Below are 21,909 nucleotides of genomic sequence, written 5' to 3'. Positions count from 1 at the left end.
CTTCGTCGGCCTTGCGTTGGGTGTGTCCGACGGCGGTGATGGCTTCGTCGGCCTTGCGTTGGGTGTGTCCGACGGCGGTGATGGCTTCGTCGGCCTTGCGTTGGGTGTGTCCGACGGCGGTGATGGCTTCGTCGGCCTTGCGTTGGGTGTGTCCGACGGCGGTGATGGCCTCGTCGGCCTTGCGTTGGGTGTGTCCGACGGCGGTGATGGCCTCGTCGGCCTTGCGTTGGGTGTGTCCGACGGCGGTGATCGCCTCGTCGGCTCTCTGCTGGGTCTGCCCGACGGCCGTGAGCAGCCCCTCCGCGCGGCCGGCGACGCTCTCCACGCGAGCCACCACGGTCTCGACGCGGTCCAGCAGCGTCTCCACCCGGCCGACCACCGCGGCCAGCCGCGGGACCAGTGCGAGCGCCTCCGAGGCGCCGTCACGCAGGCCCTCCACCGCGGAGATCACGTCCGAGGGCCCGGGAACGAACGGCAGCTTCACTTCGGCGACGCTACGTCTGCGCGCGGAGTCACGCTCGGTGACTCCGCGCGTCGGCGGGGGCGGAGCCGTTCCGCCCGTATCGTGGAGACCTGTCGCGATCGCGCGGTGCGCCGTCACCCGCGGCCGGCGCGGAGCGGACGACGCGGGCCATGGCGACATGGGTACGACGATGGGAAGTCGACACCGGTGGGGGACAAGCGGACGCGCGACGACGCGGGGGACGGCCGCGCGCCCGGCCGGTTCCTCGGCCGCTGGAGGCCGTCGTCCCCGGATCCGTCCACGCCCGCCCGCGAGCCGATCACCGTCGAGCAGCTGATCGCCCGTCAGGGTGGTGAGGTGGGTCGCCGCCGGGCCGCGCGCACCGGCGAGATCCCGCTCCCGCTCGGCGAGCAGGCCCCGGCCCACCGGCGCGGCCTGCCCCCCGTACCCGGGGACGACGCCCGCCCCGAGCCCCGCGAGCGCGCCACCGGCGGCGTCGGTCCCGAGCCGCCGGAGCGTCCCGCTGACCAGACCCCCGGGCCCCGCCGCGGGTTCCCGCCCGTGCCCGGACCCTCCGCCGCCGGGCCGGACGCCCCGCCGGAGCGCGGCCCCGCCCCCCGGTCGGCCGCCCCGCCGCCCGTCCCCCCGCAGGAACAGCCTCCCGCCGCTGGGCCGGTGCGCAGCGGACTGCCACCGGTGCCGCCGCTGTCGGCCCGGCCCTCCACCCCGCTGTTCCCGCCGCTGGCCGACCAGCCGGGCCACCGTCCCTCGCGGCCGATCGCCCCGCTGCCGCCGATCCCCGGGCGCGACGTCCCCCTCGCCGGCGCCACCCGGCTGTCGCTGCCCGGACCGCGGGCCCGACGGGCGGCCCGGCGGGCCGCGCGCAGCCCGGGCCGTCGGCGGCTGGTCCGCGCGGCGCTCGGCCTGCTGGTCGTGGTCGGCGTCGTCGTCGCCTACCACCTCGGCCTCTACTTCTACGTCGACCAGAGCATCCAGCGGGTCCGGGCGCTGGCTCCGCAGGGGCCGGAGGTGCTCGCGCCGCGGCTGCAGGAGGGCGCGGCCACCTACCTGGTGGTCGGCACCGGCCTGCCCGGCGCCGAGGGCCCCGCGGCGGTCGCCACGCTGCTCGCGCACGTCTCGCCCGACGAGGAGCGCGCCGTCCTGGTGAGCATCCCGCCGACCGCGCTGGTCGACACCCCCGCGTGCGAGGGGTCCGACGGCGAGCTGCGCGAGCCCGTGACCGAGGCCTTCGCGGTCTCCCTGCTCGACGGGGGGCCGGCCTGCATGGTCCGGGCCGTGCAGCAGGTCTCCGGACTCCGGGTCGACCACTACCTGGGCGTGGACCTCACCCGCCTGCCCGACATGGTCGACGCGCTCGGTGGCGTCGCCATGTGCCTGCCCCGGCCGACCGCCGCGGTGGCCGCCTCGGCGCACCCGCTGCCGGCCGGCGGCAGCACGGTGTCCGGGGAGCAGGCCTCGGCGTTCCTCACCCCCGGCGACGCCGGCTCCGACGTCACGGGGGCCGCCGTGGCGGAGCGTGCCCAGCTGCTGCTCAGCGCGACCCTGCGGACGGCGATGACGTGGGGCACCGTCGGCAACCCCGTCACGCTCACCCAGTTCCTGACGCGGTCCTCCGGCGCCCTCACCGTGGACGAGGACACCAACCTCGGCGACCTGCGCACGCTGGCCGGGACGCTGGGCGACCTCACCGGCGACGCCGTCCAGCGGACCGGGCTGCCGGTCTCCCAGGTCGGGTACGTGCCGGCCGGCACCGAGCAGGCCTACGTGGTCCTCGACGCCGGCGCCACCCGCTCGCTGTTCGACGCGGTCATCGACGAGGGCGGGCTCCCCCCGGAGCTGACCGCCCAGGCCGCGGTCGACGACGACGCCGCGGCGGCGGCGCCGCCCACCGCGGAGACCCAGGCGGAGCAGCCCGCTCCCGCGCCGGCCGAGCAGCCGTTGACCGTCACCCCCGACGGGATCAGCGTCGACGTCCTCAACGGCACCGCCACCCGCGGCCTGGCTGCGACCGTCGCCGACCTGTTGCGCGGGCAGGGCTTCGGGGTGGGCACGGTCGGCAACGAACCGGGCACGGTCAACGAGACCGTCATCCGGTACGGCCCGGGTGCCGAGGAGCGGGCGCGCACGGTCGCCGCCGCCGTCCCCGGCTCCGTGCTGCAGGCCAGTGACACCGTCGGCGACGCCGTCCAGCTGGTGATCGGGCCCGGCTACTCGACCGTCGTCCCCGTGACGGTGCCCCCGCCGGGTGCCGCCGCGGAGCCGGCGCCGGAGACCGCCGCCGCGCCCCCGACCGAGCCGGCCTCGAGCACCGCCCCCGTCAGCTGCGGCTGACCTCGGCGGCGGGGTGTGATCTCCTGAGCGGGAGTTCGGCTACCCACCGTGAGTGGGGTCGTGCGTCGTCGGCGCTCTCGCGCTGGGCGGCTACAGGCGCGCTCGCACGTCTGGCACCCCCGCACCGGCGAGCTCGGGCACAGCGGCGGTACGGCCGGAGAGCGTGGTGAGGAGCGCGGTGGCGGGTCCGGAGACCTGGGCTCCCTCGCCGAAGCGCCAGTCGATGTCGGTGGCCGAGAAGGCCAGTCCGTCGAGGATGCCTGGAGGTAGCGAGCCCCGGGCGCGGGGGCTGGTCAGCTGCTCGAGGGCGATCCGGGCGTTCTCGGGGTCGGTCGGCGATGGCACGCCGAGCGGCCGGTAGACGTCCTGGGCGTGGATGACCAGGTGACTCAACGGCGCCTCGACGGGCGCGCCGGGTACCGAGAACGTGCGGTGCTGGGTCCCCCGCAGGCCTGCGACGACCTCGGCCGGTCTCCGTGTGTCCGTGGCCGCCCACCGGTCAGCGGCCCGGTCGAAGTCGAACTTCGCGCGCAGCATCATCAGCAGGAACCGAGGCGCCGAGAGCTCGTACGGCATGAGCACGTGCACCACGAGGTCCCGCACCGTCCAGCCGGCGCACAGGCTGGGGGTGTCCCACTGCTCCTCGTCCAGTCCGTCGAGCACGCGGAGCAGTCGGGTGCGCTCGGTGTGGACGCGAACGTCCACGTCCTGCCTGGTCTCGGTCACTCAGCTCCCTTTCGTCGCCCTGCCGGCCCACTGGACGCCGAGTGCTCGCCGTCCACTGGGAGGACGCCCGGCGGTGCCAGGAGTCATCGCTGGCGCCGAGTGTCACCCGTACCGGGGATCCCCACCGCCCCGCCAGGCACGGACTCACGCCCATCTGGGACACCTTGCTGCCGGACTCAGCTGCGGCTGAGTACGGCCGGCCGCCGGCTCAGCCCGGTTCCCCGGACGCCGACCGTGGCGGCCGGGGTGCGGGACGACGGACGTGCCGGGCCGGCCCGTGTCCGACCGTGATCCTGCGCAGGCCGCCGTACCCGACGTCGTCCCCGCAGGCGCTGCTCCGGGGCCCCACGCACGGAGGGGGCCGCCGCGTGCTGCGGCGACCCCCTCCGTCGTGCGGTCCGGCTCAGCCGAAACGGCCGGAGATGTAGTCCTCGGTCGCCTTCTGGTCCGGGTTGCTGAAGATCTTCTCCGTCGGGTTGAACTCGATCAGCCGTCCCGGCTGACCGACCCCGTTGAGGTTGAAGAAGCCGGTCTGCTCGCTCACCCGCGCCGCCTGCTGCATGTTGTGGGTGACGATGACGATGGTGAACCGCTCCTTGAGCTCGGTCATCAGGTCCTCGATCGCCAGCGTGGAGATCGGGTCCAGGGCCGAGCACGGCTCGTCCATCAGCAGGACGTCGGGCTCGACGGCGATCGCCCGGGCGATGCACAGCCGCTGCTGCTGACCACCGGAGAGGCCGGCGCCCGGCCGGTCGAGGCGGTCCTTGACCTCGTTCCAGAGGTTGGCTCCGCGCAGCGACCGCTCGACCAGGTCGTCGAGGTCGGCCTTCTTCATCTTCTTGTTGTTCAGCCGCATGCCCGCGGCGACGTTGTCGTAGATCGACATGGTCGGGAACGGGTTGGGTCGCTGGAAGACCATCCCGATCTGCCGGCGGACGTCGACCGGGTCGGAGTCCGCGCCGTAGAGGTCGACGCCGTCCATGACGACCTTGCCCTCGACCCGCGCGCCGGGGATGACCTCGTGCATGCGGTTGAGGGAGCGCAGGAAGGTGGACTTCCCGCAGCCGGAGGGGCCGATCAGTGCGGTGATGCTGCGCGGCTCGATGGAGACGGTGACGTCCTCCACGGCCCGGAAGTCGCCGTAGAAGATGTTGAGGTCGGAGACGTCGATGCGCTTGGCCACGAGGGTCCTCCAGGGATGCCGGTCAGCGACCGGTCTTGGGAGCGAAGAAGCGGCTGATCAGGCGGGCGACGACGTTGAGCCCCATGACCAGGATGATGAGGATGAGCGCCGCCGTCCAGGCGCGGTCGATGGCGAACTCCGGCGGCACGCCGGGCTGGGTGAGCTGGTAGTACGCGTACACCGGCAGCGTCGCCATGCGGCCGTCGAACGGGTCGAGGTTGGTGCCGTTGGTGATGCCGAGGGTGACCAGCAGCGGAGCGGTCTCGCCGATCACGCGGGCGATGGCGAGGGTGACGCCGGTGCCGAGCCCGGCCATCGAGGTGGGGATGACGACCTTGACGATCGTCCGCCACTTCGGCACGCCCAGGGCGTAGGACGCCTCGCGCAGCTCGTTCGGGACGAGCTTGAGCACCTCCTCGGCGGAGCGGACGACGACGGGGATCATCAGCACCGACAGGGCGACCGCACCGGCGATGCCCAGCCGGACGCCGGGGCCGAAGAAGATCGCGAAGAGGGCGTAGGCGAACAGGCCGGCCACGATCGACGGGATGCCGGTCATGACGTCGACCAGGAAGGTGATCCACCGCTTGAGCCGGCCGCTGCCGTACTCCACCAGGTAGATGGCGGTCAGCAGGCCGATCGGCACCGAGATCAGCGTGGTCAGCGCGGTGATGATCAGCGTGCCGAGGATGGCGTGGTAGGCCCCGCCGCCCTCACCGACGATGCCGATCAGCGAGGAGCCGAAGAACTCGCCGTCCAGGCGCTCCACGCCGCGCCGCACGACCTCCCACACGAGGGAGACCAGCGGCACCATCGCCAGCCCGAACGCGCTGACGACCAGGCAGGTGACCAGCCGGTCGGTCGCCCGCCGCGGACCCTCGACGACCCGCGTCAGCGTGTAGAGCGCCACGGTCCCGAGGACCACGGTGTAGAGCACGTACAGGGCGATGTTGAGACCGAGGACCAGGTCCAGCAGGGCCACCACGACCAGTGCGCCCCCGAAGCACGCCCAGGGTGCCCAGCGCGGGATGTGGCCGCGGGTGCCACGCCCGGCCGGGCGGGGCGGCGTGCCGGTGGGTGCCACCGGGACCGTCGACGTCTGGCTCATCAGTTGGCTCCGGAGAAATCGGCCCGGCGGTTGACGATGGCGCGCGCCAGCATGTTCACGCCGAGGGTGATGACGAACAGCGCGAGCCCGCTGGCGATCAGCGTGTTGACGTCGACGCCGCTGGACTCGGGGAACTGCAGGGCGATGTTCGCCGCGATGGTCGACGGGTTGCCGCTGCTGATCAGGTTGAACGTGATGCCGCCGGAGACCGACAGCACCAGGGCGACGGCCAGCGTCTCGCCCAGCGCGCGGCCCAGGCCCAGCATCGCGCCGCCGATGACGCCGGACTTGCCGTAGGGCAGCACCGCCATCTTGATCATCTCCCAGCGGGTGGCCCCGAGGGCCAGGGCCGCCTCGCGGTGCAGGCTCGGCACCTGCAGGAAGACCTCGCGGGCGATCGCGCTGATGATCGGCAGGATCATGATCGCGAGGACCAGACCCGCGGTGAGCATCGTGCGGCCGGTGGCCGACGTCGGACCGGCGAACAGCGGGATGAAGCCGAGGTTGCGCTCGAGCCACTCGTAGAAGGGCACCAGGCGCGGCGCCAGCCAGGCGATGCCCCAGAAGCCGTAGACGATGCTCGGGATCGCGGCCAGCAGGTCGACGACGTAACCCAGGCCCTGGGCCAGCCGCCGGGGCGCGTAGTACGCGATGAACAACGCGATCGCCACGGCGAGCGGCGTCGCGACGACCAGCGCGATCACGGCGGCGAGCAGCGTGCCGAAGATGAGCGGGGCGACGTAGCCGAGCAGGCCCTCGCCGCCGGGGATCTCGTCACTGGGAGCCGTCATCGCCGGGAGCGCCTCGACCACGAGGAAGGCGGCCACCCCGGCGAGGATGACGAGGATCAGGATGCCGGCGGCCTTGGCGCTGCCGGCGAAGATGCGGTCGCCCGGCCGGCGGACCGGCTTGGAGGTGCCGGGCTCGGTCGGGGTCCTGGTGGCGCTCACCGTTGCTCCGTGGGGTGTCGGCCGGATGTGGGTGCGGTGCGGGCGACGGGTGCCCGTCGCCGGGCCGGACGACGGCCCGGGGCGCCTGGTCGGCGTCCCGGGCCGTCACCCGCGGTGGACTCGGATCAGCCGGCCGTGATGGCGTCGACCGCGCCCTGCGCCTGCTCGCGCAGACCCTCGGAGATGGGCGCCGAGCCCGCGGCCTCGGCCGCGGCCTGCTGCCCCTCCTCGCTGATCACGTAGGTCATGAAGTCCTTCACCAGGTCGGCCTTCTCCTGGTCGTCGTACTGGATGCAGCCGATGTGGTAGCTGACCAGCACGATCGGGTACTCGCCGGACCCGGTGGTGTCGCGGTTGAGCTCGATGGCGAAGTCGTACTCGCCACGGCCGGAGACCGGCTCGGAGTTCTCGACGACGGCGGCGGCGGCCTCGGCCGACGGGGCGACGAACTCCGAGCCCACGCCGATGCTGGCCACACCGAGGTCGCCGGCCTGCGAGAGGTCGGCGTAGCCGATGGTGCCGTTGCCGGCGCCGACGGCGCTGACCACACCGGAGGTGCCCTGGGCGGCCTCGCCGCCGGCGACCGGCCAGACGCCGTCGGCCTCGTGCGGCCACGCCTCGGCGGCGGCGGCGGACAGGTACTCGGTGAAGTTCTCGGTGGTGCCGGACTCGTCGGACCGGTTGACGGGGGTGATGGCCTGGTCCGGCAGGGTCACGCCCGGGTTGTCGGCGGCGATGGCCGGGTCGTTCCAGGAGGTGATCTGCTGGTTGAAGATCCCGGCCAGGGTCGCGGGCGACAGGTTGAGCTCGTCGACGCCCTCGAGGTTGTAGATGACGGCGATCGGGGCGATGTAGTTCGGCAGCTCGAACACGCCGGAGGTGCCGCAGCGCTCCTCGGCCTGGGCGAGTTCCTCCTCGTCCAGCGGGGCGTCGGAGCCGGCGAAGTCGGTGCCGCCCTCGAGGAACTGCTCACGGCCACCGCCGGAGCCCACCGGGTCGTAGTTCACGGTCACGCCCGACTGCACGCTCGAGTAGCCCGCGGTCCAGCCCTGCATCGCCGCCTGCTGGCTGCTCGCGCCGGCGCCCACGAGGGTTCCGCTCAGCTCCGTGGAGCTGCCGGTGCCGCCGCTGGCGGCGGCGTTCTCCTCGTTGGAGGCGCCACACGCGGCGAGCGCGAGGGTGCCGGCCAGCGCCGTCGAGAGAACGACGGCGCGCGACCTGGTGCTGAGCTTCAACTCGGTGCCTTTCGACTGGTGCCCGGGCGTCGATGCCGAGCAGCGGAGGACCAACGCCGTCGAAGTTAAGGAGCTGAGGTGGACGCCTCCCGGTACCTCGGTGAACGCGAGGTGAACGCCGGTCGAGCCTTCTCCGACCGGGTGAGAACCAGCTCACGTCCAGCCGGTGAACCCGCGCGCGTCGGCCTGCGGAGAGGGGGCCGGGGTTCTAGGGGAGGCCGCGACCGGCGCGGGACGGCGCCGCCCGGACGCCGCCGGCAGGTCAGGGCGTGCGCCGCCAGGAGACGTCGACGGCGTGCCGGGTGAAGCCGGTGCGTTCGTAGAGGGTCACCGCGGCGGTGTTGTCCTCCTCGACGTAGAGGAGGACCTCGGCCAGGCCGCTGGTGCGCAGGTGGGCCAGGCCGAGGTCGGTGAGCGCCCGGCCGAGTCCGAGCCCCTGGGCGTCGGGGTCGATGCCCAGGACGTACACCTCGCCGACGGCGTCGGGCCCCTCGTCACCGGGCGGGTGCACCTTGGTCCAGTGCGAGCCGAGCAGCGTGCCGCCGTCGGCAGGGTCACCGCGCCAGGCCAGGAAGAAGCCGGCCGGGTCGAACCAGGGCTCGGCCTCCCGCAGCCGCAGGTCCTCCGGCGTCCAGCTGCCCTGCTCGGGGTGGGTCGCGAAGGCGCGCGCGTTGACCCGCAGCCACGCGTCCTCGTCCCGGCCCGGCCGGAAGGTGTGCACCTGCACGCCCTCGGGCAGCGCCGGTCGCGGATCGGGGTCGACACCGGAGAGGTCCCGGCGCATCTTGAGCAGCACCCGGGCTCTGGAGTAGCCGCGGCCGGTGGCCAGCTCGGCCGAGCCCGGGAGGTCGCCGTGCGCCCACACCCGCAGCGGGCGGGCGCCGGCCAGCTCCTCGAGCCGGGTCAGCAGCTGGCCGCCGACCCCCTGACGGCGGGAGCCGGGCGCGACCACGAGCTCGGCCTCGGCGTCGCCCGTGCCGTCCCCGCCCTCGAACCGGGCGTAGCCGGCGAGCCCGCCGTCCGGCGTCCGTACCAGCACGTCCCGGCCGCCGGCGGGGCCGCCGTGCTGCAGCCGCAGCTCGGCCTCCTCCGACAGCGGGCGGACGCCGTCGGCGGCCGTCGCGGCGCGCAGCAGGGCCAGCACCGCGGGGACGTCGGCCGCCGCGAGGCGCGCGACGTCGGTGACCGGGAGGGGAGCGGACAGGGCGGCCTCAGACCAGTTCGGTGTCGGCCTCGGCGCGGGCCGCAGCCGCCGTCGCGTCGGCGACCTGCTGGTCCAGCTTGTAGCCCACGTTGCGGACGGTGCCGATCAGCGCCTCGTGCTCGGTGCCGAGCTTGGCCCGCAACCGGCGGACGTGGACGTCGACCGTGCGGGTGCCGCCGAAGTAGTCGTAGCCCCAGATCTCCTGCAGCAGCTGGGCGCGGGAGAAGACCCGGCCGGGGTGCTGGGCGAGGTACTTGAGGAGCTCGAACTCCTTGTAGGTGAGGTCGAGCGGGCGGCCGCGCAGCTTGGCCGAGTAGCTGTGCTCGTCGATGACCAGCTCGCCGGCCTGGGTGACGCCGCCGTCGGCGCCGTCGGCCGGGGTGGTGGCGGCCAGCCGGCGGGCGGTGGCCCACTTCAGGCGGGCGTCGACCTCGGCCGGGCCGGCGGTGTCGAGCAGGACGTCGTCGACGCCCCAGTCGGCCGACAGTGCGACCAGGCCGCCCTCGGCGAGCACGGCGACCAGCGCGGAGGCCACGCCCGTGGAGGAGAGGAGCCCGCAGAGGGTGCGGGCCTGGATCAGGTCGTGACGGGCGTCGACCAGCACGACGTCGCCGGAGTCGCCGTCGAGCAGGCTGGACAGCTCGGGCGCGACGACGCGGACCTGGTGACCCAGCAACCCGAGGGCGGGCAGCACCTCGGTCGTGGCCTGGCGCGCCGCGGTCATGAGCACGAGTCGCATGTCGTCTCCTCGGGGGAGGCGGGGACGCAGTGACGTCCGGGGGTCCACGACGGCGCTGTCGAGAGAGAGTCAGCAGGATAACCGACGTGTTGCCGATCCCGTCCGTCGTGCCCGAACTGCAACGCGTGACGGTGCACACCGAGGACGGCGTCCGGCCGGCGGGCGTCGTCGCCCCGCGCTCCGGACACGCCGGGAGCGGAGGGACCGGGCCGCTCGTCGAGCGGATCGGGCGTCGGGCGTCTGCGACGATCGACCGGTGACAGCGGCCACCCTGCGCCCGGGCATCTCGGCCCGCGGCTACCACCTGCCCGCCGCCGCGGCCGCCGCCGCGGGCGCCGCGCTGCTGGTGCTGCTCGGGGAGTACGCGGGGTCGCCCGGCCGGCTCGCCGCCGTCGCCGTCCTGCAGGTGGCGCTGGTCGCGGCCTGGGTGCCGGCCACCGGCATCCCCGCTCGGGCGGGGGCTCCCGCGCTCGGCCTGGCCGCGGCCGCCGGCGCCGACGTGCTCGTGGTGCTGCCGGAGCGCCCCGAGCTCGGCTCGCTGCTGGCCGTGCCGGGCGTCGGGTTCATCGCGGCGGTGCTGCACCAGATGCTGCGCCGCGCACCGCGGCGGGACGTGGTCGGCTCGCTGGCCGGGGTCGTCCTCCTGCTGTGCGCGGTGACCGCGCTGGCGGTGCTGGTACTGCTCGACCCGGACGGGGCGGACTCCGCCGCGGCGACGACGGCGCTCCTGGTCGTCGGCGTCACGATCGTCGCGGGCCACCTGGTCGACCTCGTGCTGCCGCGACCGGCGATCGCCGACGGGGTGCCCAGCGGCGTCCTCGGCCTGGTCCTCTCGGTGCTGGCCGGCACCGCCGTCGCGCTGGCCCGGCACGGCAGCGGCGAGCTGGCCGACGTCCTCACCCTGCTGCTCTTCGGGCTGGCGCTGGCCGGCGTGGCCGCGCTCGTCGGCCTGGCCGCCTGCTACGTCGTCGCCGAGGGACCGCGGACGCCGTGGGCGGTGCCGCTGCTCCAGGCGGTCCTGCCCTTCGCCGCCTGCGCGCCGGTGGCGTTCTCCGTCGTCCTGCAGAACGCCCTCTAGGGGGCGGCCGGTGCGGGCGCTGCTGGTGGTCCTGCTGCTCCTCGTGGGGCTGGCCGCCCTCGCCGACCGCGTCGGCGTGGGGATCGCCGAGGACCGCGTGGGCCGGGCGATCGCCGAGCGCGGCCAGCTGGCCGGGCAGCCGGAGGTCGACATCGAGGGCTTCCCGTTCCTCACCCAGGCGGTGGCCGGCCGCTACGACGACGTGCGGATCGCGCTGACCGCGGCCGACCTCGGCCGGCCGGAGGGCACCCGCGCCGACGTCCGCCTGCACGGGGTGCAGGTGCCGCTGTCCGACGTCCTCTCCGGTTCTGTGGAGCAGGTTCCGGTCGACCGCGTCGACGGGACGGCGACGCTGTCCTACGCGCTGCTCTCCGCCGAGCTGCCGCCGGGCACCACCCTGACCCGGGAGGGCGACGGGTTGCGCATCCAGAGCACCGTGCAGCTGGCCGGCGTCACCCTGCCCCTCACCGCCGTGGGCACCGTGGCCCTCGACGGCGACGCCGTGGTCGTCGACGTCGGGGAGGCCTCCGGAGCGGGCGTGCCGGTGCCCGGCTGGCTCCTCGACCAGGCCACGGACCTGCTCGAGCTGCGCTACGTGCTCCCCGCGCTGCCCTTCGGTCTGCAGGTCACCGGGGTGACCCCCGGCGAGGACGGCGTGGACGTCGCCGTGGAGGCGACCGACACGGTGCTGCGCGGCTGAGTCCGCGGGGAACACGCACCCGGCCGGCCGGGTTGGGGCTGGGGATGAGTGCGACCGGGGACAGCGCGGGCCGGGTGCCGGCCGCGGTCCTGGACCGCCTGGGTGTGCGGCCGCAGGACGCCGAGCTGACCGTCGTCCAGTTCTCGACCGCGTTCTGCGGTCCGTGCCGGGCGACCCGGGCCCGGCTGCGGCAGCTGGCCGCCACCCGGCCGGGTCTGGCCGTGGTCGACGTGGACGCGGAGAGCCACCTGGACGCCGTCCGGTCGCTGGACGTGCGGGCGACCCCGACGCTGCTGTTCCTGGCCGGGGACGGGGACCTCCTCGGCCGGCTGGACCACGCGCCGCGGGCCGGCGAGCTCGCCGGACCGGTGGACGCGCACCTGTCCACCGTCCGGGCCACCCGGGAGGGGCGTGGCGTGTGATCCGTTACCCTCGCGCCGTGGGCATCCTGCTGACCTCACGCCGCACAGTCGACCTGTGCCGCGTCGGCAGCTGCCTGTGTCCGGCCTCCTGAGGGCGAGCCCGCCTCGCCCGGCCGCCGCTCCGACCGCCGCCCGGCCGCGCCGCCGCACGAGTCCGCACCCGGTCCCGGACCGACACCGGCAGGCCCGTACCGGCCCGGAGCACCCCGCACCAGACCACACACCGCGGGGCCGACCCGGCGCCCGCACCCCGTCCGCCCGCACACCCGACCACAGGGAGGAACACCCCCCATGAGCCGTAACGACGTGCTCGTCTCCGTCGACTGGGCACAGGAGAACCTCGGCGAGCCCGGCCTCGTCTTCGTCGAGGTCGACGAGGACACCAGCGCCTACGACGGCGGCCACATCGAGGGCGCCGTCAAGCTGGACTGGAAGAAGGACCTCCAGGACCCGCTGCGCCGCGACTTCGTCGACAAGGAGGCGTTCGAGGCGCTGCTGTCCTCGCGCGGGATCAGCAACGACGACACCGTCATCCTCTACGGCGGCAACAACAACTGGTTCGCCGCCTACGCGTACTGGTACTTCAAGCTCTACGGCCACGAGTCGGTCAAGCTGATGGACGGCGGCCGCAAGAAGTGGGAGCTCGACGGTCGCCCGCTGTCGAAGGACCCGGTCGAGCGCCCCGCCACGCAGTACCGGGCCAAGGACCCCGACCTGTCGATCCGCGCGTTCCGCGACGAGGTCGTCGCCTCGATCGGCTCGAAGAACATCATCGACGTCCGCTCGCCCGACGAGTTCTCCGGCAAGATCCTCGCCCCGGCCCACCTCCCGCAGGAGCAGGCGCAGAAGGCGGGGCACGTGCCCACGGCGATGAACATCCCGTGGAGCAAGGCGGCCAACGAGGACGGCACCTTCAAGTCCGACGCCGAGCTCGCCGAGCTCTACGCCGAGCAGGGCTACGACGACAGCAAGGCGACCATCGCCTACTGCCGGATCGGCGAGCGCTCCAGCCACACCTGGTTCGTGCTGCACGAGCTGCTCGGCAAGCCCGACGTCAAGAACTACGACGGCAGCTGGGTCGAGTACGGCTCGCTGGTCGGCGTCCCGATCGAGAAGTGAGCTGACATGTGTGGAGCCCCGAAGCAGGGCGGTGGCCTGGCCGGCATCGACCTGAGCACCCAGACGGTCATCCAGGGCTCGGTCTGGCACGACGGCGCGCCCGTGGCCGGTGCCTACGTGCGGCTGCTCGACGCGACCGACGAGTTCACCGCCGAGGTGGTCACCAGCCCCGAGGGTGAGTTCCGGTTCTTCGCCGCGCCCGGTGAGTGGAAGCTGCGTTCCCTCGCGCCGGTCGGCAAGGGCGAGCGCGTGCTGACCGCCGACGTCGGTCTGAACGAGACGACCGTCGCCATCGACTGACCGGAGACCGCAGACAGCGCCCGTCCCGGCACCGGCCGGGGCGGGCGCTGTCGCGTCCTCAGTCCATGCCGGGCGGCAGGCGGTTGGGTCCCGCCTCCGGCGGCCGCGGCCGGTCCTCCGGATAGGCCCGGACGGCGACCAGCGCGACGTCGTCCGCCCCGGCGACCGGCAGCATGCGAGCCAGCAGCGTGTCGCACAGCTCCTCGAGCGGCACCCGCCCCAGGTCCCGCAGCGCCTCCCGCAGGTTCACCAGCCCCTGGTCGAGGTCGGCGTCGCGGCGCTCCACGAGCCCGTCGGTGACCAGCAGCAGGGTGGCGCCGTCGCGCAGCTCGGCGGTGTGGTCGGTGCGGGGCGCGTCCGGGTCGACGCCCAGCATGAGGTCTGGCCGGGTGTCCAGCAGGGTGGTGCTGCCGTCGGGGGCGAGCAGCACCGGCGGCAGGTGGCCGGCGTTGCTCCACCGGAGCACCCGGGTGCCGGAGACGGGCACGTCGGGGCGGCGCTCGATCCGCGCGAGGACCACGGTGGCCAGGTTGCTCACCGCGAGCCCCACGGCGGCGTGCTCGGCGCGGGTGAGGGTCGCCGAGGGCGGCTCGTCGTTGTCGTAGGCCAGCGCCCGCAGCAGCCCGCGCAGCTGGCCCATCGCGGCGGCGGCGGTGCTGTCGTGGCCGACGACGTCACCGATGACCAGCATCGTCGCGCCGTCGGGCTGCAGGAACGCGTCGTACCAGTCGCCACCGACCTGGGCCTCGTGGGCGGCGGGCCGGTACCGCACCGCGATGTGGAGGTGGTCCGGCTCCGGCGGTGGCGTGAGCAGCGCCTGCTGGAGCCGGTCGGAGAGGGCGCGCTGTGCCGTGGCCCGCTCGGCCAGGTGATGCAGCTCGGCGGCCTGCCGCTGCGCGGCGAGACGGTCGGTGAGGTCGCGGAAGGAGACGACGACGCCGGTCACCGTGTCGTCCTCCACGGTGGGCACGGCGATGAGCTCCACCGGGACGGCACTGCCGTCGCGGCGCCAGAACACCTCGCCGTCGGTCGCGATGGTCCGGCCCGTGCGGAGGGCCCGCCAGACGGGACACTCCTCCTTCGGGTACGGCGACCCGTCGGGCCGCACGCCGTGCAGCAGCTCGTGCTGGTCCAGCCCCAGCTGGTCCGCGGCGGAGTGGCCGGTCATCCGGACCGCGGCCGGGTTGACGAACTCCACCCGGCCCTCGGCGTCGAGCCCGTAGATGCCGTCGGCGACGTTGGCCAGCACCCGCTCGTAGCGGGCCACCGTGCGCGAGAGATCGCTCTCCGTCGCCCGCAGCGAGCGCACCCGTCCGGTGTCCGGATCGCCCCGGTGTCCCTCGATGACGCTGCCCTCCCGCCGTCCGCCGTCCGGACCCAACTGCCCAGCCTGCCCCATCCCCACGCGTGGACGCGGCGGGACCCGGCGCCGGCGGGCGCTCCAGGGGTGCGGACCGGGGAGGGTGCCGACCGGGAAGGGTGCCGTGGTGGACGACGCCGGGCGGGGTGGGTGCACCGGGCGGCCCCGGCGGCCGGCGGAAGGTACGCAGGAGCGGCACGTCAGAGGCCGATCAGGCCGGCGAGCTCCCCCATCGCCGCGTCGAAGTATCGGTCGCCGTCCTCGACCGCGCCGACGAGGTGCCCGAACAGCTCGAAGCTGATCGTCCCGTAGACCGAGCTCCAGGCCAGCAGCGCGCGCAGCCGGACGGCGTCGTCCAGGGCGGGGTGCTCGCCGCCGAGGACCTCCACGGTGCCGTCGCTGAGCAGGGACGGGTCGCGGGGGACGCCGGCCGTCGCGGGCAGGACCCCGCTGCGTGCGGCGTCCCCCAGGACGCGACCGAGGACGACGCCGACGCGGACGGCGGCCGGCACCGTCTCGCGGGGAGCCGCGTAGCCGGGGACCGGTGAGCCGTAGAGCAGCGCGTACTCGTGCGGGTGGGCGCGGGCCCACCCGCGGACCGCGCGGCAGACCGCCAGCCACCTCTCGCGCGGCGGGGCGGTGGGGTCGTCGGCGGCCTCGGCCGCGGCGCCGAGCGCGTCGTAGCCGTCGATGATCAGCCGGGTCAGCAGGTCGTCGCGGCTGGGGAAGTAGCGGTAGAGCGCCGAGGAGGCCATGCCCAGCTCGCGGGCCACCGCGCGCAGGGACAGCGCCGCGGCACCCACCTCGGCCAGCTGGCGGCGCGCGGCGTCGGTGATCTCGGCGGTCAGCTCGGCGCGGATGCGCGCACGGGCGGTGGGCGGCATGCGGTGCATCCTGCCGTTTGCGAGCGGTGGACACAAACCAGAGCGGCGCTCTTGACGAGGCGGGACGCCGTGTGCGAGCGTCGTTCGCAGACGAGAGCACCGCTCTCGCACGGAGCCGGGAGGACGACGTGGCACTGCACGTGATCGTGGGGAAGGGTCCGGTGGGCACGACGACCGCGGAGCTGCTGGCCGCGCAGGGGCACCGCGTGCGCGTGCTCTCGCGCAGCGGCGGCACCTCGACCGACGCGGTCGAGCACCGCGCGGTCGACGCCGCCGATGCCGGCGCGCTCACCGAGGCGGCCCGGGGCGCGGCCGCCGTCTACAACGCGGTCAACCCCCCGTACCACCGCTGGGCCACCGACTGGCCGCCGGTCGCCGCCGCCCTGCTGAGCGCGGCCGAGCGCACCGGCGCGGTGCTGGTGACGATGTCCAACCTCTACGGCTACGGCCGCCCGGACGGCCCGATGACCACCGACAGCCCCCTGGCCGCCACCGACCTCAAGGGCCGGGTGCGGGCGGCCATGTGGCGGGACGCGCTCGCCGCGCACGGGGCCGGCCGGATCCGGACGGCCGAGGCGCGGGCCGCGGACTTCGTCGGCCCCCAGGTGCCGGCCACGCACTCGCACCTGGTGCGCCAGTTGCCCGCCCTGCGCCGCGGCCGGCGGGCCTGGGTCGTGGGCGACCCCGACGCACCCCGCAGCTGGGCCTACCTGCCCGACGTCGCGGCCACGCTGGTCGCCCTCGGCACCGACGAGCGGGCGCTGGGCCGGGCCTGGCACGTGCCGAGCACCGCACCGCGTTCCCAGCGGCAGGCGATCGGCGACCTCGCCGAGGCGATGGGGGTGCCCCCGGTGCCGGTCAGCGGCATCCCGTGGCCGGTGCTCCGGGCCGTCGGGCTGGTCTCGCCGATGATGCGGGAGGTGGTCGACATCCGGCACCAGTTCGACCAGGCCTTCGTCGTCGACGCCGCGGCCACCACCGCCGTCCTCGGCCTGACCGCGACGCCGTGGCCGGAGGTGGTGGCCGCGACCGCCGCGGCGGTGCCGGCGACCGCGTGACGGAGGACCCCCTCCTCGTCCTCCGCAGGAGGGCACCGTCCTCCTCGCCGCTCGCAGGCCCGCCCGCGGCGAGCCTCTGGACGGGGCCGTGCCAGCACGTCACCGGGCGGCCCTACGGTGGAGGCCATGGTCTCTGCCTGGGTCCTCGTCGCCCTGGCGTCGCTCGCGGCGCTGAGCTGCGGCTACGGCGCTGTCCGGCTCGCCCGCCGCCCGAGGGGGGTGCGCCGGTGAGCGACGCCACGGAGCTCCCGGTGCCCGACACCGTCGACGTCCGCTCCGGCCCGGAGGTCTCCGAGCAGCTCCTGGGTGTCCTGCCGCTGCTGGGCGAGTGGCACGGCGAGGGGCAGGCCGCCGGGAGCGACGGCGACCACCGGTTCGGCCAGTGGGTGCGGTTCAGCCACGACGGCCGCGGCTTCCTGGCCTACGAGTCGCGCACCTGGCGGCTCACCGACGACGGCACGATCGTGGGCCCCGACGTCCGGGAGTCCGGTTTCTGGCGCCCTCGCGGCGGCGACGACGTCGAGCTGCTGGTCGCCAGCCCCGACGGCCTGGTGGAGATCTACGTCGGCCGGGCGCGGACGACGACCAGCTGGGAGCTCACCAGCGACGTCGTCGCCCGGACGCCGGACGCACCCGACGTCGCCCGCGCCGTCCGGCTCTACGGCATCGTCGAGGGCGCGCTGATGTACGCCGTCGACCGGGCCGGCACCGACACGCCGCTGCGCCCCACCATGTCCGCCCGCCTGGAACGGATCCGATGAGCGACGCCGGGACCCCGCAGCGACCCACCACCCCGAGGCACGTCGCCGACCGCTACGTCGACGCCGTCTGCGACCTCGACCCGCTCGTCGCCACGTCGCTGGGCACCCGCCCCGGCGACGACCGGCTGCCCGACCCGAGCCCCGCGGGCCTGGAGGCCGAGGCGCAGCTGGCCCGCGACACCCTCGCCGAGCTCGACCGCGTCCTGGCCGCCGACCCCGCGCTCACCGACGACCCGGTCGAGCGGCGCTGCGCCCGGTTGCTGCGCGAGCGACTGGGCGCCGAGCTCGCCGCGCACGAGGCCGGCGAGGGGCTGCGCGCGCTGTCCAACCTGTTCAGCCCGGTCCACTCGATCCGGCAGGTGTTCCTGCTGATGCCGTCCGCCTCCGAGGAGGACTGGGCGGTCATCGCCCGCCGGATGGCGCGGGTCCCCGAGGCCTACCGGGGCTTCCGGGCATCGCTGGAGGAGGGCGCCCGGCGCGGGCTGTTCGTCGCGCCACGGCAGGTGTCCACCGTCGTCGGCCAGCTCGGCGAGTGGCTGGCCGGCCCCTTCTTCGCCGGCTTCGCCGCCGGCGGTCCCGACGCCCTGCACGGGGAGCTGGAGGAGTCGGCGCGGGCGGCCGACGAGGCGGTCGCCGAGATCCGTGACTTCCTGCGCGACACCTACGCCCCGCAGGCCGAGGGGACGCCGGACGCCGTCGGCCGGGACCGCTACGCCCTGCACGCCCGCCGCTGGACCGGGTCCGACCTCGGCGCCGGCAACGGGCTGGAGGAGGCCTACGCCTGGGGCTGGGCCGAGCACCGGCGGATCCTCGCCGAGCAGCGCACCGCGGCGCAGGCGGTGGTCCCGGGGAGCAGCCCGATGGAGGCCATGCGCTGGCTGGACGTGCACGGCCCGGCCGTCGACGGCGTCGACGCCATCCGCGACCGGTTGCAGGCGATGATGGACGAGGCGATCGAGGCCCTCGACGGCGTCCACTTCGACCTCGCCGAGCCGGTGCGCCGGGTCGAGGCGATGATCGCGCCGCCCGGCAGCGCCGCCGCCCCGTACTACACCCGCCCGGCGCAGGACTTCTCCCGCCCCGGCCGCACCTGGCTGCCGACCCTGGGCCGGGAGCGCTTCCCGCTCTGGGACCTCACCTCGATCTGGTACCACGAGGGCGTTCCCGGCCACCACCTGCAGCTGGCCCAGTGGGCGTACGTGTCCGGGCAGCTGTCGACCTACCAGACCTCGCTCGGTTCGGTGGGCGCGAACGTGGAGGGCTGGGCCCTCTACGCCGAGCGGCTGATGGACGAGCTCGGCTACTTCGCCGACCCCGGCACCCGGCTCGGCTTCCTCGACGCCCAGCAGCTGCGCGCCATGCGGGTCGTGGTGGACATCGGCATGCACCTGCGGCTTCCGGTCCCCGACGACGCCGAGGGCGTGCTGGCCGAGCACCGCGGGCAGCCGTGGACGCCGGAGCTCGGCCGGGCCTTCTTCGGGGCGCACAGCGGCGCCACCGCCGCCTTCCTCGACAGCGAGCTGGTCCGCTACCTGGGCCTCCCGGGTCAGGCGATCAGCTACAAGCTCGGGGAGCGCGCCTGGCTCGAGGGCCGGGCGGCCGCCCAGCGCGCCGCCGGGGAGGGCTTCGACCGCAAGGCCTGGCACATGGCGGCCCTCTCCCAGGGCTCGCTCGGCCTCGACGACCTCGCCGCGGAGCTCGCCGTCCTCTGAGGTGCTGCCCCGGGGAGGCCGTGACGGCCGGCTGCGCTCCCCGGTGCCTCAGCCGGGGGCGTCGGACGGCAGCGGGTTGACCGTGTCGGCGTCCCAGGTGACGCGCTGGGCCGGGAGGACCTCGGCCGCCTCGATGCCCTCGGCGGCGAGGACGTCGTCGACGCACGCGCGGCTGCCACCGACGTAGGTGGTGACCAGGTCGATGTCGGTGGCGACGAACCACGCGCGGTCGGCCGGCCACCACAGGTTCGCGCTCTGCTCGGAGGGCTCGGGCGCCAGGTTGGCCGCGGCCAGCCCGACCGGCCCCCGCAGCAGCCAGTGCTCGCGCCCGGGCAGGGCGAGCGTGGGCTCGTCGGCCACGATGGTGCCGAACCCGGCCCAGACGCCGAACCAGCAGTCCTCCGGCGTCGTGGTGTGGCGGGCCAGGACGTCGGCGAGCCGGGCGGCCACGGACTCCGGGAGGTGCCCCATGGCGGGCGCGCCGTCCCACAGCGGCGACTGGTCGGCCTCGGCGAAGAACTCCATCGCGCCGGTGATCGAGCCCCACTCCATGGCGGGGTGGGCCGCCGTGCGGTTGGCCGCGGCGACCTCGCCCCAGGACACGTCGACGTCGTGCAGGCCGGCGTAGCGCGCGGCGGGGTGGAAGACGCGGGCGTAGGCGGGGAAGACCGGCGGCACCAGCCCGCCGACGACGTGTTCGGAGAAGGGGCGGACCGCCTCGGCGATCCAGGCGCCGGGGGAGACGTCGCTCTCGACCTGGCGCCCGGCGAACTGCACCTGACTGCCCCCCGGAGAACGGACAACCCCCGGGCTGCTCCGCGGCGCCGCCCCTGCCTGGGCAGGGGCGCTGCACGCGGGCCGACTGGACAAGTGTCGGCGGCCCGGGGGTCGGGTGACTGTCCGGTTCTCGCTCGCCGCCGTACGACGGACGGGCGATCTGCCGTCGCTCAGACTGTCGTCTGAACGGGCGGCCCATCTGGACGGCGGCTAGCGGACAGCCACCTCACGAGTCCGATAAGCATGCAAGTTACGGACCACCTCCTCTCTCGTGTACCTCGACGGTACGTGCCACCGGAGGGGTCGGCAACGTCGTTTGTCAGCTCTCAGCGGAACCGCCGACGGTGCGGCCCGGGGGCGGCGCGTCCGGCCGACCGCGGTGCTCGGCGGCGTCGTCGACCGTCGTGACCTGGTAGACGTCCGGGATGCCGTCGGCGTCCCGGTCGACCCGCTCCTCCTCGAACATGCGCCGGTAGCGGCGGTTCCTCATCCGGAGGATGACGGTGGCCAGCGCCGCCGCCAGGATCGTGCCGGTGAGGATGCCCACCTTGGCGTGGTCGTAGGTCGGCGAGCCCAGCCCGTAGGCCAGCTCGGTGATCAGCAACGAGACGGTGAAGCCGATGCCGCCGAGGAGTGCGAGCCCCACGACGTCGGGCCAGCCCAGGTGCTCGTCGAGCTGGGCGCGGGTGAACCGGGCGACCAGCCACGTCGCCGCGGTGATGCCGATCGCCTTGCCGGCGACGAGGCCCACCGTGATGCCCACGGCGACGCTGTCGGTGACCGAGGACGCCAGGCCCGAGAGCCCGCCGAGCGCCACGCCGGCGGAGAAGAAGGCGAACACCGGGACGGCGATCCCGGCCGAGAGCGGCCGGATGCGGTGCTCGAAGTGCTCGGCCAGCCCCGGACCGGCGTCCGGGCCGCCGGCGGCCGCGCTGCGCACCACCGGGACGGTGAAGGCGAGCAGCACCCCGGCCACGGTGGCGTGCACGCCCGACTCGTGGACCAGCACCCAGGTCACCGCGGCCAGGGGCAGCAGCAGCCACCACGAGCGGATCCGCTTCTGCACGAGCAGGCCGAAGAGGGCCAGCGGGATCAGCGCCAGCAGGAGCGGGACCACCGAGAAGTCGTCGGTGTAGAAGACCGCGATGACGACGATGGCCAGCAGGTCGTCGACCACGGCGAGCGTGAGCAGGAACGTGCGCAGGGCGCTGGGCAGGTGGGTGCTGATCACCGCCAGGACGGCGAGGGCGAAGGCGATGTCGGTCGCCGACGGGATGGCCCAGCCGCGCAGGGCGCCGTCGTCCCGGCCCAGGTTGACCAGGACGAAGAGCAGGGCGGGAATGGCCATGCCGCCCACGGCCGCGGCCACCGGCAACGCGGCGCGGCGGGGGTCGCGCAGGTCGCCGGCGACGAACTCCCGCTTGAGCTCCAGCCCGGCGACGAAGAAGAAGACGGCGAGCAGCCCGTCGGCCGCCCACGTGCCGAGCGTGAGGTCGAGGTGCAACGATGCCGGGCCGACGCGGGTGTCGCGCAGGGTCTCGTAGGCGGCGGCCCACGGTGAGTTGGCCCAGACCAGCGCGACGGCGGCGGCCGCGAGCAGCAGGGCGCCGCCGACGGTCTCCCTGCGCAGGACCGACGCGATCCGAGCGGTCTCGGTCCAGGACCCTCGGCCGAAGAGGCGGGCGGGTGTGGTCACGGGGGCTGCTCCCAGGGCGATGGGTCGGGTCGGACGTTGCCGACCAGACTTCCCGGCGCACCTGCCCTGAACCGTACGGCAC

At 74.8% G+C, this 21,909-nt stretch carries 20 protein-coding genes and 1 pseudogene; 9 read left to right on the top strand and 12 right to left on the bottom strand.

Features of this window, described 5'->3' with window-relative positions; all coding sequences use genetic code 11:
* Positions 1-484, bottom strand: a pseudogene (locus ACI78V_RS01450) (hypothetical protein); the annotation flags it as partial.
* A 654-nt stretch (positions 485-1,138) separates the two neighbouring features.
* On the opposite strand from ACI78V_RS01450, the gene ACI78V_RS01445 reads away from it, so the two are divergent.
* Positions 1,139-2,815: an LCP family protein gene (locus tag ACI78V_RS01445; protein ID WP_456848187.1), complete on the top strand. Its 1,677-nt coding sequence runs from the start codon at positions 1,139-1,141 to the stop codon at positions 2,813-2,815.
* 90 nt (positions 2,816-2,905) lie between these two features.
* Here ACI78V_RS01445 and ACI78V_RS01440 read toward each other — a convergent pair whose 3' ends face one another.
* The 7 genes from ACI78V_RS01440 to ACI78V_RS01410 all read right to left on the bottom strand — a co-directional run bounded on the left by ACI78V_RS01440 (position 2,906) and on the right by ACI78V_RS01410 (position 9,960).
* The gene (locus ACI78V_RS01440; protein ID WP_456848185.1) at positions 2,906-3,520 is read right to left on the bottom strand and encodes a maleylpyruvate isomerase family mycothiol-dependent enzyme; all 615 of its coding nucleotides are present in this window, start codon (positions 3,518-3,520) and stop codon (positions 2,906-2,908) included.
* Between the two features lie 424 nt (positions 3,521-3,944).
* Complete coding sequence (pstB, locus tag ACI78V_RS01435) at positions 3,945-4,724, bottom strand: phosphate ABC transporter ATP-binding protein PstB (RefSeq protein WP_456848183.1); 780 nt, start codon at positions 4,722-4,724, stop codon at positions 3,945-3,947.
* Positions 4,725-4,746: 22 nt separating this feature from the next.
* Entirely contained in the window at positions 4,747-5,832 is a 1,086-nt protein-coding gene (gene pstA, locus ACI78V_RS01430; RefSeq protein WP_456848181.1) for a phosphate ABC transporter permease PstA, read from the bottom strand.
* On the bottom strand, positions 5,832-6,782 hold the full coding sequence (pstC, locus tag ACI78V_RS01425; protein WP_456848179.1) for a phosphate ABC transporter permease subunit PstC: 951 nt from the start codon (positions 6,780-6,782) through the stop codon (positions 5,832-5,834). The genes pstA and pstC overlap by 1 nt, the downstream gene beginning before the upstream one ends.
* A gap of 125 nt (positions 6,783-6,907) precedes the next feature.
* Complete coding sequence (pstS, locus tag ACI78V_RS01420; RefSeq protein WP_456848177.1) at positions 6,908-8,017, bottom strand: phosphate ABC transporter substrate-binding protein PstS; 1,110 nt, start codon at positions 8,015-8,017, stop codon at positions 6,908-6,910.
* Between the two features lie 262 nt (positions 8,018-8,279).
* Positions 8,280-9,221, bottom strand: coding sequence for a mycothiol synthase (gene mshD / locus ACI78V_RS01415; protein ID WP_456848194.1), 942 nt, complete (start codon positions 9,219-9,221; stop codon positions 8,280-8,282).
* A gap of 7 nt (positions 9,222-9,228) precedes the next feature.
* A complete protein-coding gene (locus tag ACI78V_RS01410) occupies positions 9,229-9,960 on the bottom strand; it encodes a winged helix-turn-helix transcriptional regulator (RefSeq protein ID WP_456848174.1) in 732 nt (243 codons plus the stop codon).
* 256 nt (positions 9,961-10,216) lie between these two features.
* Here ACI78V_RS01410 and ACI78V_RS01405 point away from each other — a divergent pair, with 256 nt between their 5' ends.
* The 5 genes from ACI78V_RS01405 to ACI78V_RS01385 all read left to right on the top strand — a co-directional run bounded on the left by ACI78V_RS01405 (position 10,217) and on the right by ACI78V_RS01385 (position 13,579).
* The gene (locus tag ACI78V_RS01405; RefSeq protein ID WP_456848173.1) at positions 10,217-11,038 is read left to right on the top strand and encodes a hypothetical protein; all 822 of its coding nucleotides are present in this window, start codon (positions 10,217-10,219) and stop codon (positions 11,036-11,038) included.
* A 10-nt stretch (positions 11,039-11,048) separates the two neighbouring features.
* The gene (locus ACI78V_RS01400; RefSeq protein WP_456848171.1) at positions 11,049-11,738 is read left to right on the top strand and encodes an LmeA family phospholipid-binding protein; all 690 of its coding nucleotides are present in this window, start codon (positions 11,049-11,051) and stop codon (positions 11,736-11,738) included.
* A gap of 44 nt (positions 11,739-11,782) precedes the next feature.
* Positions 11,783-12,160: a thioredoxin family protein gene (locus ACI78V_RS01395; protein WP_456848169.1), complete on the top strand. Its 378-nt coding sequence runs from the start codon at positions 11,783-11,785 to the stop codon at positions 12,158-12,160.
* Positions 12,161-12,451: 291 nt separating this feature from the next.
* Positions 12,452-13,279: a sulfurtransferase gene (locus ACI78V_RS01390; RefSeq protein WP_456848167.1), complete on the top strand. Its 828-nt coding sequence runs from the start codon at positions 12,452-12,454 to the stop codon at positions 13,277-13,279.
* Positions 13,280-13,285: 6 nt separating this feature from the next.
* Complete coding sequence (locus ACI78V_RS01385; RefSeq protein WP_456848165.1) at positions 13,286-13,579, top strand: DUF1416 domain-containing protein; 294 nt, start codon at positions 13,286-13,288, stop codon at positions 13,577-13,579.
* 58 nt (positions 13,580-13,637) lie between these two features.
* On the opposite strand, the gene ACI78V_RS01380 is transcribed toward ACI78V_RS01385, so the two are convergent.
* Positions 13,638-14,960 (bottom strand): PP2C family protein-serine/threonine phosphatase, encoded by a 1,323-nt coding sequence (locus tag ACI78V_RS01380; RefSeq protein ID WP_456848163.1) that lies wholly within the window; start codon positions 14,958-14,960, stop codon positions 13,638-13,640.
* Positions 14,961-15,139: 179 nt separating this feature from the next.
* Positions 15,140-15,823, bottom strand: coding sequence for a TetR/AcrR family transcriptional regulator (locus tag ACI78V_RS01375; protein ID WP_456848161.1), 684 nt, complete (start codon positions 15,821-15,823; stop codon positions 15,140-15,142).
* Positions 15,824-15,951: 128 nt separating this feature from the next.
* Between ACI78V_RS01375 and ACI78V_RS01370 the strand changes: the two genes are divergently transcribed.
* The 3 genes from ACI78V_RS01370 (at position 15,952) to ACI78V_RS01360 (ending at position 19,354) form a co-directional block, all read left to right on the top strand.
* Positions 15,952-16,881 carry an NAD-dependent epimerase/dehydratase family protein gene (locus tag ACI78V_RS01370; RefSeq protein ID WP_456848159.1) on the top strand — a complete coding sequence of 310 codons (930 nt, stop codon included), beginning with the start codon at positions 15,952-15,954 and terminating at the stop codon, positions 16,879-16,881.
* A 227-nt stretch (positions 16,882-17,108) separates the two neighbouring features.
* A complete protein-coding gene (locus ACI78V_RS01365) occupies positions 17,109-17,642 on the top strand; it encodes an FABP family protein (RefSeq protein WP_456848157.1) in 534 nt (177 codons plus the stop codon).
* Positions 17,639-19,354 carry a DUF885 domain-containing protein gene (locus ACI78V_RS01360; protein WP_456848155.1) on the top strand — a complete coding sequence of 572 codons (1,716 nt, stop codon included), beginning with the start codon at positions 17,639-17,641 and terminating at the stop codon, positions 19,352-19,354. The genes ACI78V_RS01365 and ACI78V_RS01360 overlap by 4 nt, the downstream gene beginning before the upstream one ends.
* 48 nt (positions 19,355-19,402) lie before the next feature.
* Here the strand turns inward: ACI78V_RS01360 and ACI78V_RS01355 are convergent, their stop codons facing one another.
* Positions 19,403-20,131 carry a hypothetical protein gene (locus ACI78V_RS01355; RefSeq protein ID WP_456848154.1) on the bottom strand — a complete coding sequence of 243 codons (729 nt, stop codon included), beginning with the start codon at positions 20,129-20,131 and terminating at the stop codon, positions 19,403-19,405.
* Positions 20,132-20,450: 319 nt separating this feature from the next.
* Positions 20,451-21,827 (bottom strand): Na+/H+ antiporter NhaA, encoded by a 1,377-nt coding sequence (gene nhaA / locus ACI78V_RS01350; RefSeq protein ID WP_456848152.1) that lies wholly within the window; start codon positions 21,825-21,827, stop codon positions 20,451-20,453.
* Between the last annotated feature and the right edge of the window lie 82 nt (positions 21,828-21,909).

This window comes from Geodermatophilus sp. SYSU D00742 (assembly GCF_054049935.1).
This window is presented reverse-complemented; position numbering and strand designations above follow the sequence as displayed.